Source organism: Desulfosporosinus sp. (genome assembly GCF_014237355.1).
GTDB lineage: Bacteria > Bacillota > Desulfitobacteriia > Desulfitobacteriales > Desulfitobacteriaceae > Desulfosporosinus.
Map to the genome: position 1 here is coordinate 129,412 of NZ_JABZFS010000038.1, position 18,716 is coordinate 148,127.

Genomic DNA, 18,716 nt, shown 5'->3' on the forward strand with positions numbered 1-18,716 from the left:
TTCTTTTTTGGGAAATGAACTATCTCTCTTTACTAGGACGTCTTTTAGTCGCCCCTCACCCCCTTAAAATGTGTAGCACAATCTTTAGACATTGCGCAATATCTAAAAGCATTCCACAGAATAAGCGGGAGCGTCCCCCCTAAGGATGACGGTGTTCATCCCTCCTGTGGCGTACCATTTAGAACGCATGGGAAATGAAGAAACCACAAAAAGGTCTATATTAGCTATATATATTCTTCGTTATAGCCAATATTCCTGCTTGCTGTCCGATTTTTTTTATGGACATTATTCCCTCGGACAAAGTTTCCAATTTTACTGGTTCTAGTTTACACTAAAACCTACTAGTTTTCCACCATTTAGTTAAAAATATACTTAATCGAACGGAATATTTGAAGTATATCACATAAAATCACTCTAATTGTGGGCATTTTGTGGAGTTTCAACAAATTATTTATTGAGATCCGCTTAATAACCTTGGAAGCTTAGAATCCCTTGGTATATTCCCTGGGCGGCTTTTCTCTGAAACTCTGGAGATTTCAAAAGCTCCTCTTCGGTAGGGTTAGATAGAAAGCCAAGTTCTACAAGGACCGCAGGCATCTTTGTATTCTTGACTACATAGAACGCTGCATCCTTGATTCCTCGATTGGGTAAGCTAATGGATCTGACCAGCTCACTTTGGATGCTTAGCGCTAGAGTCTTGGATTGGCTGGCCGCTGGGTTCTGTGAGCTATAATAAGTTGTCGTCCCAGAGGCACTAGGATTGCTAAAGGAGTCATTGTGAAGGCTGATAAAGAGGTCTGCTTGCAAATCGTTGGCGATTTTTATTCTGGCCTCAAGGTCTGAACGTTCTGAGTAAGTTCCCTCGGCGGGTGAAACATCCGTGCTTCGAGTTAAGATAACTCGTGCCCCGGCTGAACGTAACAAGGCTGCAAGATTAAGCCCCACCGGCAAGGTGTTATTTTTCTCATACACCCCAGACACTCCTTTGGCGCCTGGATCAGGTCCTCCGTGCCCTGGGTCAATGACAATGGTCAGGTTCGCTAATAGATAGGAAGGTTGCTCAGTTCCCTCTACCATAGCCTTGACTTTCTCTGTGACCACCGCTGTTCCCCCGATAATGACTACCTGAAGGGGACTTTCAGAGGGTCTGGTCAAGACGGAGTAGATGGCTCCCGGTAAGTTATTTCTTTGGGTCAAGAGAATGCCTGCACGTTTTTTTGCCGCTAGGCCCCCTGCTGCAAGGGCGTCGGGAAAGTTCTCTCCCGTTACCAAGTACGCTGTTTGAGACGGCAAAGCATCTCGGGCAAACTCATAGATTTCCGCTGCCGTTTCGTAGCGGTCATTGCCAAAAATTCGCTCCACGCTCTGTAAGCCACCTAAGGTTGTAGAGGATACTACGGCTTCTCCCCCTACGACGATGGTGTGCAAATCCCCTTGTTGCTGAAAGCCGTTGAGGGCTAGCTGGGTCGAACTTGGCATCTGCTTGGTTCTGGTCAAGAGGATCGGAGTCTCTGTCACGCCTGCGTATGCTGAAATAGAGAGGGCATCGGGAAACTGTTCTCCGCTTGCTAGGATCACTTGTCCTTTTGTTCCTACACGTTCAGCCACTTTTTGTGCTGTCTCATATTGATCGTACCCATAAATTCGTTCTGGTTGGTTTAGACCTGCCTTTAAGATATCCTCCTCAACTTTTGTGCTTAAGGCCGCTGGGCCTCCAAGCAGGATGACCTTTTGCGCACCAAGACGTTTAATTTCTTCCATAACTTTCGCATCGACCCCTCCTGTTGGGGTTAAGAGAATCGGTGCATCCAGTTGATGGGAAAGGGGTGCTGCTACTAAAGCATCAGGAAAGTTATAGCAGTTAGCTAGCAAGACGGTCTCTGCCTGTTGCCATCCTTCCATAGAGACGTTAATAGCTGTTTCAATCTGACGCATCCCAAAAATTCTTTTTGTTTCTAAAGCTAAGGGAGTGGCGCCTGCTGGATTTTGAAAGCTCATCAAGAATCCTAGACTCAATACCACCATCCCTATAAGTTTCCATGTTACTTTTGCCACTTCATCACTCCTTTGTTCACGTATCAGACCCCCATGCCGCTTCGCAGTACCACTGATGAATAAAAGCCAGTATGCTTTTGTCATTGAACGAAGTGAGAATCTTAAGTCCTAGATCCTTTGCTATCGCTCAGGATGACATTAATCTGAAAAAGATGCATAGCGTTTTTCTTACTACAATCTAATTTAATCTTTATCTTAGATTTCGACAGGATAGGCCCTTTTCCTACAGGACTTTTGTCCCAATTCATCCCCTTAGTGATGGATTACTGAGTCCAGGCTTGTACGGTTTGGACGACCTTTTCCGGCAAGGCTGCGACCCCACCTAAGGACTCAACCTGAAGTCCCTGCCAGGATTTTAAGAGAGAGGCTAGATTGGCAGGAATCATTGATTGGGTGGGTACCAAAACCACCCTTGATCCGTAGAAGGCTGCCCGTACTGCTCCTGTTAAGGCATCCGGATAATTTTCTCCCGTGGCGATTTCTATCCTAGAGGTTGTTGGCGGATAGGCTTGTAAAACGGCAGCTGCCGTGTCATAGGCTGTGATTCCGCTGATTCGACTGGGGAAAGGCAGCTTGTCCATGACCTTAGCCCCGACCACTGCTGTCCCTCCGATCACTAAAGACTCTGTGACACTGAGTTCCTGCAAGGCGGATTGAGTATCCGGGGATAGAATCTGGGGTTGAGTGAGCAAGATTGGTATCCCTTGCCTTGCCGCCCAGGAGGAAATGACCAGAGCGTCTTGAAAGGAGCGTACACTGGCAAGTACAGCCTTGCCCTTCGTCCCAAGTTCTTCTGCTATAGCCTGAGCGGTTCCTTCTGCGGTATAGCCGTAGAGGCGCTTTACTTCATAGGTTTGTCGAAGTTCCTTTTCAATCTGGGCAGACAGAGCTGCCGGACCCCCTAAGAGATAAATGGTTTTCGGGGCTAGTCGTTGTAGTTCTTCTCGTACATCCTCTGTAAGCCCTGGACTTGGAGAGAGGAGGATCGGTGCTTGAAGTTTATAGGCTAGCGGTGCTCCGGCTAAGGCGTCTGGAAACTGATTAACTTGAGCCAAGAGAACGGTATCTGCACCGGTAGTAAAGGTCTCCTTGGAAATCTGTATTGCTGTCCCCACCGCTGTGACCCCTGCGAAGCGTTGGCTTTGCTGTCCGCTAGCCTGAGCTGTTCCAAGGGCATAGATTCCAGGCATATAGAGGCCAAACCTGGCTTCTCCACTGCTGATTTCTCCACCTAAGGAGATCCAGCGTGAGCCATTCCAGCGATATAGACTCCCTCCAAAGTCCCCTTTAAGGGCGGGGTCCTTCCATTTCAGGGAGAGCATTTTCTGAGGTGAGGCGCTTCCCCAATCGATCTGAAAAACCGGGGTCAAAAAATCAGCACCGTTAGGTAAATCGGCAGGAGTGGATATAGCTTTTAAGCTAACGTTCACCCCTTGATCAAAGGCTTGTGAGGGAAGGGTTAAAGCGATCTGAGTTGACCCTTCTATCGCTTGGACAATACCGCCCCAGGCATTAACGATTGCTGGGGATGTCTGGGTATCTAGGGTTTCAGGAGCGAGAGCTAGGGCAAGCTTCACATTTACGAGTCCATAACCATACTGGTTATCCCGTCCTGGAGAGCCTAAGTCCTGGGTCCCTTGTAAAAGAGCTTGAACCACTTGATCTCTAGACCATTCAGGGTGTTGGCTCCAAAGCAAAGCTGCTTCCCCTGAGACAAAGGGAGCGGCTAGAGAAGTCCCGCTTGCGTAGGTGTAACCTGATCCCCCCACTCGGTTCCATCCTGATGTCGGGATGGAATCTCCCGGTGCAGCTAGATCGACTGCTGAACCGGTGGCGGAGTAGCTTGTAACCTTACCCCCTTTATCGGTAGCTGTAACCGCCAGAACCCGGGGATCAGAGGCAGGATAACTCACTCCGGGGTTTGTTTGGGATTCTGAGTCATAATTTCCACTGGCTGCAATTAACAAACATCCTTTATTATGGGCATAGGTCACCGCCTGCCTCAAAATATCTGAGTCGATAGAACCATTTTCTGACCCAAGGCTAAGGTTAATAATTTTAGCTCCATGGTCTGCTGCCCAAATAATTCCGTCGGCTATGGCATCGTCATACCCTAATCCCTTGGCCCCCAAAGCCTTAATCGGCATAATCTTCGCTTGATAGGCTACTCCGACAATTCCTATGTCGTTGAGTTCAGCCGCTGCAATTCCAGCCATCTGGGTTCCATGCCCATTATTGTCTTGATTGGCCCCCGATGCTTCGCTTCCCGTGATTGAGTTGTATCCGGGAACCAAATTCCCCTTTAAGTCTGGGTGTTCTAGGGCGACACCCGTGTCAACAATGGCAATGGTCACACCTTGCCCCGTTGCTCCCATCTCCCAAGCTCCTGGTACATCCTGATTAATCAATGGCCATTGCTTCGAGAAAAGTGTGTCCTTCGGTACTATTTTTTGAGGTGTGCTTTGAACTGTCCGAGGGTGATTTTTTTCCGCACTTATAATCCCAGGGGTATCCTTTAGCGCCTCCAGGCGTTCTTTGAGATTACTGCTTGCGGGGAATTCAAGGGTAGCAAAATTCAAGGGACCTCGACGCACAATTTTCGCATCAAAATCCTTCGCTACCTGCTCAAGATTTGCCTCTGGGGCTAAAGAGAGGACGATTTGAGGTAGATCTGCTTGTCCTGTTATTTCTTGAAAAGCGTCGGAATGCTCTGTCAGCGTAGGGATTAGGGTTATTGGCGCAATTGGGGCTATGGTTGTGAACCCCAGGTTAAGAAGCATGATCCCTATAATTCCTAGAGACAGCAGCGTCGATTTGGTTCGATATAACCAGCGCTTGTACATCTCTTCCACGCCTTTCTATACATCTTATATTGGCCTATTAAACGAAATCATTGATGATTAGACCAGTATAATTCATTCGACAAATTTCTCGCCTTTCCTTTATAAATCCTTGTTAATCTTCCTGTTATATTTTGGAGTGTCTAATTTCCTTGTTCAAGGAAGGATTTTACCTTATTTAAAAGAATAATTAGGTGTGTTTAAAAAATGGAGAAAGAGGTTAACTTTAATGCACTTTATCACTAATAAGGTAATAAGTATCTTTTGTACTTTAATAATTTTCCTAAGTCTTACTCCCGTTCTTCCACTACCGGTACAGGCTTCAACTACGGAATCAGTCACTGATCGCATTTACGGGAATACATTGTATGATACGGCGGTAGAGATTTCAAAGAGGGGGTGGGATTCTGCTCCTGTCGCTGTTCTAGCAACCGGGCGGAACTTTCCGGATGCTTTGACGGGTACCGTCCTTGCTCAAAAAGTCAAGGGTCCCCTACTTCTAACTGAATCGGATCGTTTAATTCCCGTCGTTGCCGAGGAGCTCAAACGCCTTGGTACGCAAGAAGTCTATCTTCTTGGCGGAACCGTCGCCTTAGAGACAGGGATTGAAGAGTCCCTTAGAGCCCAAGGGATCCTGCCGAAGCGTCTTGCGGGATGGGATCAGTACGGAACCGCTGCAGAGATTGCTCGGGTAGCGGCTCCGAGTTCTAGCCAAGCCATTTTAGTCAATGGGGCACTTTTTCCAGATGCTTTAAGTATCTCCTCTTATGCTGCTGCTCAAGGAATTCCCGTTCTACTCACACGTCCGGATTCATTGCCAACAGAAACAGTTGAGGCTCTCGCCGAACTGGGAGTTTCAGAGGTCACCTTGGTAGGCGGTAAGGCTGTGATTAAAGACAGTATCGAAGAACAGCTAAGCAAACTGCCTCAACCCATCAAAGTCACTGCCCGCTATGCCGGATACGACCAGTATGAGACGAACACCGTCGTATTGAATCAATTATCATTTGATACGTCCAAGGTTTATGTAGCCACAGGCCAAAACTTCCCGGATGCCCTAGCGGGAGCAGCTCTTGCCGGGAAAAGTAATACACCGATTCTATTGATTCCGAATTCCAAATTAGGCAACTCAACGACTGCTTATCTGAACGAACAGCGTGCTACTGGCGCAGCTTTTACAATTTTCGGGGGGTGGGGCGTTATTAGTTATAAGATGGAAAGTGTCATTCGTACCGGTGTTGTCCAGCCGCGAGTTTCCCTTCAATATACCCAAGGGGGTTATGGCGGCACGAATGGAATGCTCAATCAGGTTACATCAATTCCCTCCCCAGCTACGGATTATGCCGATATCATTGCTCCAAGCTGGTATTACCTTGATGATACAGCCGATGGTAATGTCGTTGGAGGGTGGGATGCAAACCCCAATAATTACAAGCTATTTGCCTCCTCTGTTCAGGCCCGCAATTTAAAAGTTCTGCCTGTCATTCAGTCTTCCTGGGCTACTCCCAAGACCGTCGATACCGTGATGGCTTCAGCAACCACCCGAGCTAAACTGATCGGCCAGATTATGGATCGGATGAACAGTATCAATGCCGACGGAATCGTCATCGACTTCGAATTTATGAGTACTGAAACTGGGCCTTATCTCACTCAGTTCATGAAAGAGCTCTATGCCAAGCTTCACCCCTTAAATAAGTTAGTCATTCAAGCCGTCATGCCCAGAACAGGTTCTGAAGCCTGGCTCGAAGAGTTTCACTATGCTGATCTTGCCCAATATGTTGATTACTTGCACATTATGACCTACGACTATAGCCATGGAGCCCCTGGCCCTATCGCTCCAGTGGATTGGACTAAAAAGGTTTTAAACTATGCCAAAGCTCAAGGAGTTGACATGCGCAAAGTCCTGATGGGTATTCCCTACTACGGAGTCGACTGGACCTCCACAGGCAAACCTGCTTTACCCTATACCCGTCAGCCACGTGGGCTCAATACCCTCTATGGTACAACTTCAGATAAAGATATCAATGGCGTGACAGAGCTTATTGCCCAGTACAAGATTACGGTCCAACGAGATGCCTCTCAGGTTCCTTATTTTAGTTACACGGATACTACAGGCGCATCACACACGGTTTACTATGACGATGCTCAAAGCTGGAACGCAAAGATGGGCTTGCTCAGTCAATATGGACTAGCCGGAGTCGGATCATGGTCCCTTTACTGGACGGTGAACCCGAAAAGCTCTGAGGTGATCCTTCCAGTCCTAAAGCAGCATCTACGCTAACATGACAGGGGGACGGTCCTTTTGACACGCTTGGCGTGTCAAAAAGGACCGTCGGAAACCACTGGAAAAGCCCCATTTGTGTCATTCTGAAAGGAGTGCAGCGAAAAGAAGAATCTTCAAGCCTATCAACTGCAAAGATCCTTCAGTGGTCAAATAGAAAAGCCATTCGCTGTGCATTAAATAGCGAATGGCTTTGATTTACTCAAAATCGAACACTGTACTTAACTCAATTACTAGATCAGGGAAGATTGACACCTTTACATTATCGGTCTCAGTAAATAGTTCCGGCCTCCCATATCTGTTGTTGTTCTGTAAGATGAATACACTTACAAGTTTTGTATCCGGCTCTACTATCCAATACTCTTTTACACCCGTCTTTTCATATTTATTAAACTTGAAAAGCTTATCATTTCTTGCCGTTGATAGTGAGGCTATCTCAACTATGAGTGACGGTACGCCGAAATAACCTGTTTTCCTAAGCTTACTTTCATCACAAACCACAACAATATCGGGTTGTGCAATAATATTTGAAATTTCTTCATCACTTTCATCGTATTCAGGAATACAAACGTCAAATGGAGCCGTGAATACTCTACAGGGTTTACCTTTAAGATAATCGTTGAATTGTGATGCTAATTGAACGCTTACGACCTGATGTTGCCATGTTGGGACTGATTGCATATGGGGTATACCATCAATAATTTCCCATCGTTCATCAGCCGGATAGGTTAAGTAGTCTGCATACGTGTGCTTCTTTACTTCTTTAGATAATGGCATAAATCTCCCTCCTCGCCGTTATATTATACCTAATATTTCAAGGGACTTCATTAAATTCATGTTCAGGTAAGAACTAAATAACCATTATTTTATATACTTATCATTATAGTTATAACCTAACTCATATAACCTAATGGACATGGTATTGATAGCGACATTGTGACCTATTGTTGCTTTGTTCACCTCATCTTGTATAATACTAAATGAGGTGGCACGATTTGTTAGTATTATTGACGATTTTTAATTCTATGCTCATGGTGGCGGGACAGACGCTTTGGAAGTTAGGAGCCAGCGGAAAGGAAGTACATAGCCTAGGGCAACTTCTCCGACTATTCTTAGGTCCTTATGTGATTTTGGGACTTGTGGTATATGCCTTTGCTTCCGTCCTATGGATCTATATTCTCAATAAGGGCGAGTTAAGCTATCTTTACCCGATTCAGAGCACAGCCTTTATTTTTGCCCTTTTTATAGGAACAACTTTTTTTAAAGAAGAGCTCACAGCTACGAAGATCATCGGGGTGTTAGTGATCTGCCTGGGCGTAATTATTATCACAAGAAAGTAAGCATCAGAGTGTAGCAATAGATAACTCCTTCAGACCTATAAATTGCCTGAAGGAGTTTATTCTATCTATTTTACAGATTTAAGCCCTGCGATATCGCCCCAATTACACGCTGTAAGGAGCGCCTTTCTACAAAGCCCAAACATCCCCACATCCCTTGAGACTACTCAAGAGGAGCGATTTTCTGCTAAGCGGATGCTTCAGTGAAGCCGCGGTCCAGACGTGCGCCGACGGTTCGCGTCCCGTAGCGCGCCGCAGGGCTTGTCCATGGATGGACTGATGCCGCGGTGCCAAGGATGGCAAGGAGCGGCACACATGCATACATCCCTGAGGTTCGGACGCGCTCGCGAACCGTCCAGCACGTCAGCGGCGTAACGTGCAGACGCGTGCAGAACGAAGACACCGTCTTCGCACGGGTTAACACAGCTAAAAATCGCTCCTCCCCAAACGCACGCTTTGTACAAAAAGCTCTAATCATTCCAAATCCTACTCATCATCGAATTAAGAATAATCGCCATACTCACCTTAAACATATAATACCCGCTCTTAAAGGGTGTAATCGACGAACTCCCTGACAACCGAGCATCCATTTCCACGGAAATTTCAATCACTCGCAAACCGTTTTTAAGTAACGTTACAATTGCATCTGGCTCGGGGTAATCCGTTGAATAATGGGTGGATACAATCCTCAGGGCCTTTTGATTATAGGCACGAAAGCCCGAGGTAGGATCCGTAAAATTCTTACGCACAACGGACTTGATCGTTTTACTTAACAGATAAATCCCTAATCGTCGTGGCCAAGCGGATTTATAGGAGGTCTTTACTAAAAACCTCGATCCGATCGTTACGTCTGCTTCCCCAAGCAATACAGGATCGACTAATTTTTTGATTTCTTCTGCTCTGTGCTGTCCATCTCCATCAACTTGTAAAGCTACGTCATACTGATTTTTGACGGCATAAAGAAACCCCGTTTGGACTGCTCCTCCAATTCCAAGGTTGACCGGTAAAGAGATCACCTTAGCCCCCTGGGCATAAGCGACCTCGGCGGTTTGATCCGTGGATCCATCGTCTATGACAAGCACATCGAGCCAAGGGGATGCTGTTTTTAAATCCCGAACCACAGAACCAATATTAGCTGCCTCATTTAAGGCGGGAACAATCGCTAAAATCTTCATTATTTATCCTACACGTCCTTATCGAATTCCCATGGGGTACCCGTCTCCCTATTCAGTTGTGGTTGAAGAAGTTGATTTTCTGGATTAGCCGGATGTTCTTTGAGTTTTTTTAAATCGTCTTCAAGCAAGGCAATCCGTTGAATTAAGACTCTATTGTTCGAACTTAATTTAGAGATTTCCAAAGAAAAGTGAACACATAAAACAAACACCAAAACTCCAAAAATCACGAAGATCGCGGAGGGGGCATAATAAATCCCCATAAGGTCGGCTAAGTACTCCACCCCATTTTTCCATAGAGAAAGACCAATCATCCCTAGGCCGGCAACAATCCAAATCAGAGAATATTCAACCGCCAAGCGACGCCGGCGGACTTGTTCAACGATAAATCCAGTTACCAGAAGGCTGGTTATAAGAACAACAATCTGAACGCGTGACATAAATTTAGCTCCTCCCACTTGAACGTGGAGTTACTTTGGCTAGTTTCCCTATTCCTTTAAGGGCCATAACCACAGCCAAGGATGCAAAAAGAACCATTGCGGGCATGACGGGCAGACGATAACGACCTCCGGATACTATGGTAATCATACTTACGGTAAAACTATAATAAAGGGTAAAAAGCAAAAGAAAGCTATAGTTTCTTAACTGAAAAAGACTTAAGACGATCCCGACCAGACCCAGGAGGAGATACCATTTGTCCATTAAATAGCCCTGCATTTTATAAGATTCCCCGAATACAGGGGTAATGGGTTGCCAGAAAAGGTTTTTCTCTTTGGTAAGGGTACGCTGTATAAACTGCACAGGATGTTGCAAAATATATGACATTCCTAATTTCTTGTATTCCTTTTCTTGTTCTAACAAAGGCAGTTTCTCGATACGCGCTTTGACCTCAGGGTCGTAGCTCGGTTGAGCGAAATAAAAAAAGTTGTCTGTAACGGTCAAGGGATTATTGCCTAAGTAAAATTCATAGGATCCATAGTTTGACACGGGAATGAACTGTTGGTACTTTATTCCATTTCGAATCCACCAGGGGCTCATAACCAATATTGTCATCACAACTATGATTGTAAAATCCCTGAGTGCTATTTTCAAACGCCCTCGTTGCATCCACCAGATCCAGAGTCCAAGAATCGGGAAGAAAAGCAATAAAAAAGGACGCACCAGATTCGAAATGCCGATAGCTAACCCCAAGATCAAGAGGGTTCTGAGTTTCGGCTGTTTCGCTTCTTTAGCATACAGTGCCAAGAGATAAAGAAAAAGCGTAATCGTGAAAACGTAGGTCGTCTCTGTAAGAACATACATTCCCCAGAACGCAAATAAGGGGTAGCCGAGAGTCAACCCATAGGGGATCAAGGCATACCTCTTGCCAAACAATAGTTCACCGGTTTTGTAGGCCAGTACGGCACTAGCCGCGCTGAAAAAAGCATGCAGCAGAACCACCATATTGTAACTCTTAAAGCCGAAGATTCCATAGACCATGGCAAGGAGCAAGGGATAGATTGGCCCAACGACATAGTCTCGCGTTCGAGGAATTTCCCGTACGACACCATTTTCCTGAACAAAACCTGCAGTATTTACGAGCCCGTTTCCTTTCAGGAAATTCTCGGCAATGTTGGAATACAGTAGCCCATCCGGTGAAATAAAATAGCTTACATTATAGGAGTTAATATAGAGAAACTCGACAACTAGGGCGATGAAAAACAGGAGCCCTGTAATCCATAGCCCTTTGCGAAGTGCGAAGTTCGATGTACGAGGTTCGAATTCTATTTTCTTATGGTTTTTATCCAAGACGTCCATCCTTTTCGATGCTCGAGGTTCTTTTTATTGAGTTAATAGATCACCGATGATTTTCTCACTAGTGCTGGTAATAACCCCAGTTCCACCTAAAATATAAGCATTTGTGGTTGTTCCGCTCAGGCCTTTTAAGTAGTTTCTAGTATCTAAGTTCAGATCCCCTTTAGGAATAAGGATCATCGGACTTCCATTTAGAGCTGCGAAAGCCCCGCCTGATAAGCCATCCGGGAAATTCTCTCCAGTGGCTATGACCAATGATTGAGGATCTTGGTTGAAATGCTTAACAATTTGTAACATAGTATCATATTTTGTCTCACCAGCCAAGCGCAGCGGCCCATAGCTTGCTAGGGGGCCTCCTTCAGCATCAAAGGTCGTGGAAATAGCAAATTTTCCACCAACAATGATGGTCTTAGTCACTTCAAAATCTTTGAGTATTTGCTTGGTAGCCGTCGGTAACTTACCTTGTTCTGTTAAAAGTATCGGAATCCCAAGGGCTGCCGCCGGAGCAGACGCTGATAGGGCATCTGGGAAACTTTTACTGGAGGCTAGGATCACTTGGGTGCTAGGGCCAATTTTCCTAGCTATAGCTGCTGCTGTATCTGCAGCCGAATCTCCAAAAATACGCTCATAAGAGAAATCCTCTTTGTCTAGAGCGTTTGTCACCGGCTTGGTTATGGCCCCTTCTCCACCGATGACATAGATCTTCTCGCTAGCCCCCAGGCGTTTGAGTTCTTGTAAAACTGCTTTGTCCAGCTGATAGGGTGAGGTTAACAATAAGGGGGCATTAAGTTTCTTAGCTAGAGGGGCTGCCGCTAAGGCATCTTGGAAGCGATCCACTCGAGCAAGGAGGACGACTGGAGAGGAGTTATCCTCCCAACCTTCTTGAGATATTTTAATGGCAGTATCTTCCGCTCGAGTCCCATAAAGACGCTCTATGTTGATAGGGTCAGGGTCGGGGGTTGGAGTTGGAGTTGGAGTTGGCGTTGGAGCCGGAGTTGGCGTCGGCGTAGGGTTGCCTCTGCTTGGGTCGTAGATAGGAGAACTTGGATCGGTGTTAACGTTGCGTGTAAGGTCGTAACCGATTTTAGCCCGTTCGGCGAGACTGGCATCGAGGACCGGTCCCTCTAGAACTGTCAAATAATATTTGGATGCACTGGCCTTTGATTCGGAAGACCCTTCGAGAGCTAATTTGTCTGCCTCCGCCAGGAGCTTTTCGTATGTCTTTAGAAGACCCGTATTGGCCTTTTCTACGAGGTCTGGATCTAGATCTGACCCCTGTAGAACCACTCCATAGTCCTGAGAAGCAGTTAAGTAGGATTGACCTGTACCTTGAAGCAATAACTTATCGGCTTCAGTTATGACTTTGCTGAGAGCACTTAAATGTCCTTTATTAGCACGTTCTGAGATGGCGGAATCTAAATTCGGGCCCTGGTACACCGTCCAATAGTATTTTGCAGCAGTGACGTAGGAAGAATCTTTACCCTCAAGCATCAAAGCATCTGCTTCTGCTATAAGCTTGCCGTAAGCGCTCAGGATCTTCTGAGTGCTTACTGATTTATCAGTGACCTCTGGACTTTTATAGGCCGTTACATAAAATCCCAAAGCATAATAAGAACTCCAACGTGCGTACTTAAACCAATAATCTCCGTTAGCAGCATGTGCACCAGGTCCTCCACCGGAGGAAATCAACAAATCAGGATCGATCACTAAATCTCCCAAATGCTTGGGGGTTGGGGTACTCCAGCGACTGGCAAAGTAAGGTGGATTCACTGGGGGCAACAGGGATTTAGAGATTTTTGTCGCTCCTGGGGCAAAGGTAATAGCGCTATTATACTTTTGACCCATCAGGCTAAACACTGAATCCTGATAGGCAGATTTACCGGTTAAAACATTGGGATTATTTCTCGTGGCCCAGCTATTGTAGCCCCATACGGCAAAATACCAGTTCTCTAAAACGTTGCGGTCTCCATCTCCAATCTTGGGATAAGCCCGCCATTTCTGGTTTAGCATTTGGCAACCTATTTCGATGTTATAGTCAATATCGTTTTTAAGTTTTTCGATTTCTTCTGTATCCGTAGGAGAATAGGAGGAAATTTGCATGATCCCGATTCCTATGCCATCTCGCCCAATTAGCGGTTTATCCGTTAGGGGCAGTCCCGTGGTGGGATCTAGTTCATACTGTTTCCAGCCGCTTTCCATCCAAGCAATTGCCTTTAAAAGCACCGGGGGGATGTTATATTTATTAGCCCAATGTTCTAGTTTTTCGCCTATTTCCTTGTAATAGGCTGTTTGGCTGGCTGCTGCTGAAACTGGCTTAGCCGGAATCGATTGCATAAAAAAGAGTCCGACAATCAGTATCGCTATGATTCTCCTAAATTGGTGCGCTCTCATACGTTTTCCCCTTCCTACCGTGCAAATAGTCACAAACACATTCTTGCTTTCTTTATTCGACATGAAGAAGATTGTTCCTGCTTTTGGGGCAAGGGAGTAATACGCAGACACACGCTCTCGGGAATACGCACTCACGCGAACAAGTAGGGGCAATTCATTAACTGCCCTACTTGTACTTTCTAACCTCGAAAATCAGTTTAGCTTAATGTCATCCTGAGCGTTAGCGAAGGATCTAGATCCTTCGCTAACGCTCAGGATGACACGGTGCTTAAGTTGCTTTCATAGCAATTCGTTACGCGCTGCTGTACTACGATAAACGAATCCTATTCTTTCCTGTCCTGACAGGGGGACGGTTCTCGTGTCTGCGTTAACGCAGACAAAAGAGCCGTCCCCCTGTCTAGTTTTCTATGACCATTCCCTTGATTCATCTGGGTTATTATCTGTCTGGTATTCGTCGGGGATTCCTAGGTCCTTCCCTCCAGTCGGACGTTTTAAATGCCTGAGTACACGGTAATCGAGGATGTCAGGCACTTTCTCCGCCATAATAGCCACACTTCGTGGCTTACGGAGCATTAGGCCTAACATCTGACAGGCTGCTTGAAGGGGGTTTCCCTTTTTGAAGGGCTCAGTCAATTGGTGGTATAGATAGGAATCCGATTGTTTTTTAAGACGTTTTTCTAAGGCATTAATCACTTCAGGACATATTTCTATCATTAGGTATTCCTGTTCCTTAGCCTTCATCTTGCTAAGTAAGGTTTCCGTGAGTTTAATCAAGCATTCCGTTGATCGTTGTCTGTGGGCCGTTAGGGAATTAGGCCAAGCCCTCCGGATATATAAGGGATCCGGAATGATTAACATAGTTGCCCCATGCAGAAGACATTCTAATAGGAGAACGAAATCCTCTCCATAGGTTATGTCTTCATGATAGTGCAGTCCTTTGCGAAGGAGGAAATCCCGTCGCGTTAGGGGCTTTAAGGGGCCGAGGTCATATTGAATCACGTCAACGGCTGAAACCGACCACTTAGGTAGCTCAAACTTCAACTTCCCCAGGTGGGTTTCATTCCAAGGATTGGTTTCTCCCTCGACAAAATTTCGAATATCATCTGCCACTATATCTGCTTGATGAGCCTCAGCTGCTTTAAGCATTCGCTCTAACCGATCTTTCTCCCACCAGTCGTCCCCATCGAGAAGGGCAATCCATTCTCCAGTCGCTCTTTTGATGGCTAGGTTACGGGAGTAGGATGGGCCGTGATTTTCTGGGCTGATAGTTAGGTGGACTCTGGAATCATTTATCGATTGAATAATTTCAACCGTCTGATCCGTGGAGGCATCATCGATAACGATAACCTCTAGATCTTGGAGGGTTTGATCCAAAGCCGAATGAATTGCTTGCCTGATATAGTCTTGGACATTATAGGTTGGAATAATTACGGATACTATGGGATGTTTCAAGTTTATATACCGTTAAAATGCGCCTTTCCCCGTGAAAACGACAAAGATGGTTTTCCACAGGATTTTTAGATCTAACCAAAAACTCCAGGAGCGTACATATTCTAGGTCGTAGGTCATTGTTTCTCCCAGGGTCAGTTCGCTTCGCCCATTCACTTGGGCCAAGCCTGTAACCCCCGGAAGAACATTGAGCCGTCGTCGCTGCTCTGGGGTATAGAGTTTGACCAGTTCCGGAACCTCTGGACGAGGACCAACCAAACTCATGTTTCCGATTAGAATATTGATCAGTTGAGGTAGCTCATCTAAGCTCGTTTTTCTGAGGAAATGACCGCTTCTGGTTATACGCGGATCATCTTTTTCCTGAAATACAAAACTCTCCAGATCGTTCACCTTTTCTAGTTTATCCTTCATCAAAGCCTCTGCGTTCTGTACCATGGTTCGGAACTTATAAATCGTATAGGTTTTTCCTCTCTGACCAACTCGTGTCTGCTTAAAGATGGCTGGTCCCGTAGAGTCTAACCGAATCCAGAGTACTATAAACAGCCAAAGGGGGGATATCAGGACGAGGAGAGTTAAGGCTGCCACAAAATCCAGCAACCGCTTCCCCGCAAGTTGCCAACCGGAATATCCAAATTCTTTGCTTTCCACGGATAAGGGCGAACTCTGACCCATCTATATATCTCCTCTCAAGCCCACTTAGGGCTGCTCATATTTAACCGGCTTAAGGTTTTATCCACATTTAAGGATTATTAATCCTTATGAAAGCTTCTAGGGGCTATGTCATTGCTATGAAATCAACTCGAGTAATGTGTGTCATCCTGAAGGCGGAACGACGGAAAGATCTTCCGATTGCGGCAGGATCCTTTCGCCGACGCTTAGGACAATTATTTTCGGAAACGTTCGATTACCCGTCTTACAGCATCTACAACATCCTGTGCGTCTTGCATACTCATTTTTGGATAAAGAGGCAAGGAGATTATCCGTTCAAAAACGTCCTCAGCAACTGGGAAATCCCCCGCTTTATACCCAAAGGTGTCTCTATAGTAGGGATGCATATGAAGGGGAATAAAGTGAACACTCGTCCCAATATTCTCTGCTTTAAGTTCCTCTACAAAGGCTCCGCGATCTATGGATAGTTTATCCAGATTTAGCTTGATGATATACAAGTGCCAGGCATGCCGTGCATAATCAAGTTCTACCGGTTCTTCAAGTTCTGGGATTTTTGCAAACTCAGCATTAAAATACTCCGCGAGGTCTCGGCGTACTCCTTGCATTCGTTCAAGTTTAGCCAATTGGGTTAGTCCCAGCCCAGCCATAATGTCTGACATATTGTCTTTATATCCCGGTTCAAGAACTTCATAATACCAGGAACCAGCTTGAGCATAGCGATTCCAGGCATTCCGGCTCATTCCGTGGGTACTTAAGATGCGGATCTTATTATACAAATCTTCATTATTCGTTGTGACCATTCCGCCTTCACCCGTGACAAGATTCTTGGTGGCGTAAAATGAGAAGGCAGTGGCATCCCCAAGGGACCCGATCATCTTTCCTTTATATTGGGTGTAAACGGCATGGGCCCCGTCCTCTAGAACAAAAAGATTATGTTCCCGGGCAATGGTCATGATTTCGTCCAAATCACAGGGGTGCCCGGCTATATGGACAGGGATAATCCCTTTTGTTCGAGGGGAGAGTTTCTCACGAATTTTCTTGGGGTCAATGTTCATGGTGATTGGATCAATGTCTACAAGGACTGGCTTAGCCCCGGTATGAATGATGACATTAGCCGAGGAAGCAAAGGTCATAGGGGTGGTGATGACTTCGTCTCCTTCCCCAATGCCCGCCGCAACAAGGGCGAGATGTAAGGCTGCAGTACAAGAGTTCAGTGCAACAGCATATTTGGCTCCAACATATTCAGCAAACTGTTTTTCGAATTCCAGGGTCTTAGGCCCCTTGGCGATCCAACCCGATCTCAAAGTGTCCACAACCTCAGCGATATCGTCCTCTTCTATTAAGGGAATATTATAGGGTAAGAATTCTTGACGTGCACTCATAACGACTACATTACCTCTTTTCAATCTTGAGCTTCGCTAATCTGACCTCCGGCCTCTGACTCCCGACCTCCGGAATCATATCCCCAGCTCTCGAAGCCAGTTCCGGATAATTTCTGACCAAGTATAGTTGGCTTCAACAAACCGCCGTCCTTTTTGACCCATCTCACGGCGATTTGGATTCTTCTGTAATTCAAGGATTGCTTGTGCTAACTCTTGGCTGTTCTCAGGAGCAACCACAACGCCCCCGCCTGAAGAAAGTACAAGTTCGGCAGCCTCCCCTTCCCCGGAATAAATCACTGGAACGGCCGAACCAAGGGCAGGAAACATCTTCGAAGGTCTTGCTCCTTCAAAGAGTTTATTTTTCTTTAAGGGCACGATGCTAGCCGAAGATAAGGAAAAGTATCTAGGCATTTCTTGCACCGGCTGAAAGTCTACAAAGATCACATTGGCTAATCCTTTTTCCTGAACAAGTGCCTCCAGCATAGGTTTCTCCGTACCATCCCCTACGAACAAAAATCGCACATTTGGCTTATCTTTGAGCAACACTGCTGTGTGGATCACGGATTCAAGGCCTTGAGCATAGCCCATAGTTCCAGCGTAAATCAGAACGAAGTCGTCTTCTTTAATACCCAGGGTACGAGCCATTTCTGCATCACGTTCCCGGGGTGCAAAAAGTTCAAGGTTGACCCCGTTAGGTAAAAAGGTCACTTTTTCCTTAGGAACTCCCCGTTGCAATAACGAGTCCCTAATTCCTTCTGTTTGTGTGGATATTTTCCATGCTTTGCGGTAAAGGAGCTTCTCCAAGCCCTCAGCTGCTTTAATCATCCAGCGACTGTTAACAAGCCCCAAAGCAACGGCGGATTCTGGCCAGAGATCGGAAATATTCATAATAATACGGGTGCGAGTTAACCACCCATAGATCAATGCCGTAATTCCCAGAAAGAGCGGTGGAGATTCAAAGAACAAAATATCTTGTTTTCCCACTTTACTTAACCCCCAGAAGGAGGAAAAGACAAAAGAAAAATAATTAAGCAATCTCTTCCAAAAACGTCCCCGCTGCACGGGGTAGATCCAAGTTCTCCAAACCGGGATCCCGTCCACCTCATCCTTCATCCGCCAATGTCCGCGATAGTTTGGCGGGATGACCCCGCTGGGGTGATTGGGAAAGGCAGTTACAACGGTGACCTGATGTCCGCTTCGCTGCAAGCCTTTGGCGACTTCCTTAAGACGGACCTGAGCAGCTCCGGACTCAGGTGGGAAGTATTGTGTTAGCATTAAAATGCGCAATCAAACCGCCGCTCCTTCAAATCTACTATCTACATACAGACTTTTATTACATATAGGTT

The 18,716-nt window shown here is 46.0% G+C and carries 13 protein-coding genes; 2 read left to right on the plus strand and 11 right to left on the minus strand.

Annotated features, from left to right (window positions below; all coding sequences use genetic code 11):
• Positions 1-465: 465 nt before the first annotated feature.
• On the minus strand, positions 466-2,055 hold the full coding sequence (locus HGJ98_RS07740; RefSeq protein WP_291350477.1) for an N-acetylmuramoyl-L-alanine amidase: 1,590 nt from the start codon (positions 2,053-2,055) through the stop codon (positions 466-468).
• A gap of 263 nt (positions 2,056-2,318) precedes the next feature.
• Positions 2,319-4,898, minus strand: a complete 2,580-nt coding sequence (locus tag HGJ98_RS07745; RefSeq protein ID WP_291350478.1) for a S8 family serine peptidase — start codon at positions 4,896-4,898, stop codon at positions 2,319-2,321.
• 226 nt (positions 4,899-5,124) lie between these two features.
• Between HGJ98_RS07745 and HGJ98_RS07750 the strand changes: the two genes are divergently transcribed.
• Positions 5,125-7,176, plus strand: a complete 2,052-nt coding sequence (locus HGJ98_RS07750; protein WP_291350479.1) for a cell wall-binding repeat-containing protein — start codon at positions 5,125-5,127, stop codon at positions 7,174-7,176.
• Positions 7,177-7,374: 198 nt separating this feature from the next.
• On the opposite strand, the gene HGJ98_RS07755 is transcribed toward HGJ98_RS07750, so the two are convergent.
• Entirely contained in the window at positions 7,375-7,953 is a 579-nt protein-coding gene (locus HGJ98_RS07755; RefSeq protein WP_291350480.1) for a Uma2 family endonuclease, read from the minus strand.
• A 218-nt stretch (positions 7,954-8,171) separates the two neighbouring features.
• Between HGJ98_RS07755 and HGJ98_RS07760 the strand changes: the two genes are divergently transcribed.
• Positions 8,172-8,516 (plus strand): EamA family transporter, encoded by a 345-nt coding sequence (locus HGJ98_RS07760; protein ID WP_291350481.1) that lies wholly within the window; start codon positions 8,172-8,174, stop codon positions 8,514-8,516.
• 467 nt (positions 8,517-8,983) lie between these two features.
• Here HGJ98_RS07760 and HGJ98_RS07765 read toward each other — a convergent pair whose 3' ends face one another.
• From HGJ98_RS07765 to HGJ98_RS07800, 8 genes are all read right to left on the minus strand, one after another.
• Positions 8,984-9,688 (minus strand): glycosyltransferase family 2 protein, encoded by a 705-nt coding sequence (locus tag HGJ98_RS07765; protein ID WP_291350482.1) that lies wholly within the window; start codon positions 9,686-9,688, stop codon positions 8,984-8,986.
• Positions 9,689-9,696: 8 nt separating this feature from the next.
• Positions 9,697-10,125 carry a DUF2304 domain-containing protein gene (locus HGJ98_RS07770; protein ID WP_291350483.1) on the minus strand — a complete coding sequence of 143 codons (429 nt, stop codon included), beginning with the start codon at positions 10,123-10,125 and terminating at the stop codon, positions 9,697-9,699.
• A gap of 4 nt (positions 10,126-10,129) precedes the next feature.
• Positions 10,130-11,482: a glycosyltransferase family 39 protein gene (locus tag HGJ98_RS07775; RefSeq protein WP_291350484.1), complete on the minus strand. Its 1,353-nt coding sequence runs from the start codon at positions 11,480-11,482 to the stop codon at positions 10,130-10,132.
• 24 nt (positions 11,483-11,506) lie between these two features.
• Positions 11,507-13,870 (minus strand): cell wall-binding repeat-containing protein, encoded by a 2,364-nt coding sequence (locus HGJ98_RS07780; RefSeq protein WP_291350594.1) that lies wholly within the window; start codon positions 13,868-13,870, stop codon positions 11,507-11,509.
• Between the two features lie 405 nt (positions 13,871-14,275).
• Positions 14,276-15,322 carry a glycosyltransferase family 2 protein gene (locus HGJ98_RS07785; RefSeq protein WP_291350485.1) on the minus strand — a complete coding sequence of 349 codons (1,047 nt, stop codon included), beginning with the start codon at positions 15,320-15,322 and terminating at the stop codon, positions 14,276-14,278.
• Positions 15,323-15,334: 12 nt separating this feature from the next.
• Entirely contained in the window at positions 15,335-15,991 is a 657-nt protein-coding gene (locus tag HGJ98_RS07790; RefSeq protein ID WP_291350486.1) for a sugar transferase, read from the minus strand.
• Positions 15,992-16,203: 212 nt separating this feature from the next.
• Entirely contained in the window at positions 16,204-17,370 is a 1,167-nt protein-coding gene (locus HGJ98_RS07795) for a DegT/DnrJ/EryC1/StrS aminotransferase family protein (RefSeq protein ID WP_291350595.1), read from the minus strand.
• A 75-nt stretch (positions 17,371-17,445) separates the two neighbouring features.
• Positions 17,446-18,657, minus strand: a complete 1,212-nt coding sequence (locus HGJ98_RS07800; RefSeq protein ID WP_291350487.1) for a glycosyltransferase family 4 protein — start codon at positions 18,655-18,657, stop codon at positions 17,446-17,448.
• Between the last annotated feature and the right edge of the window lie 59 nt (positions 18,658-18,716).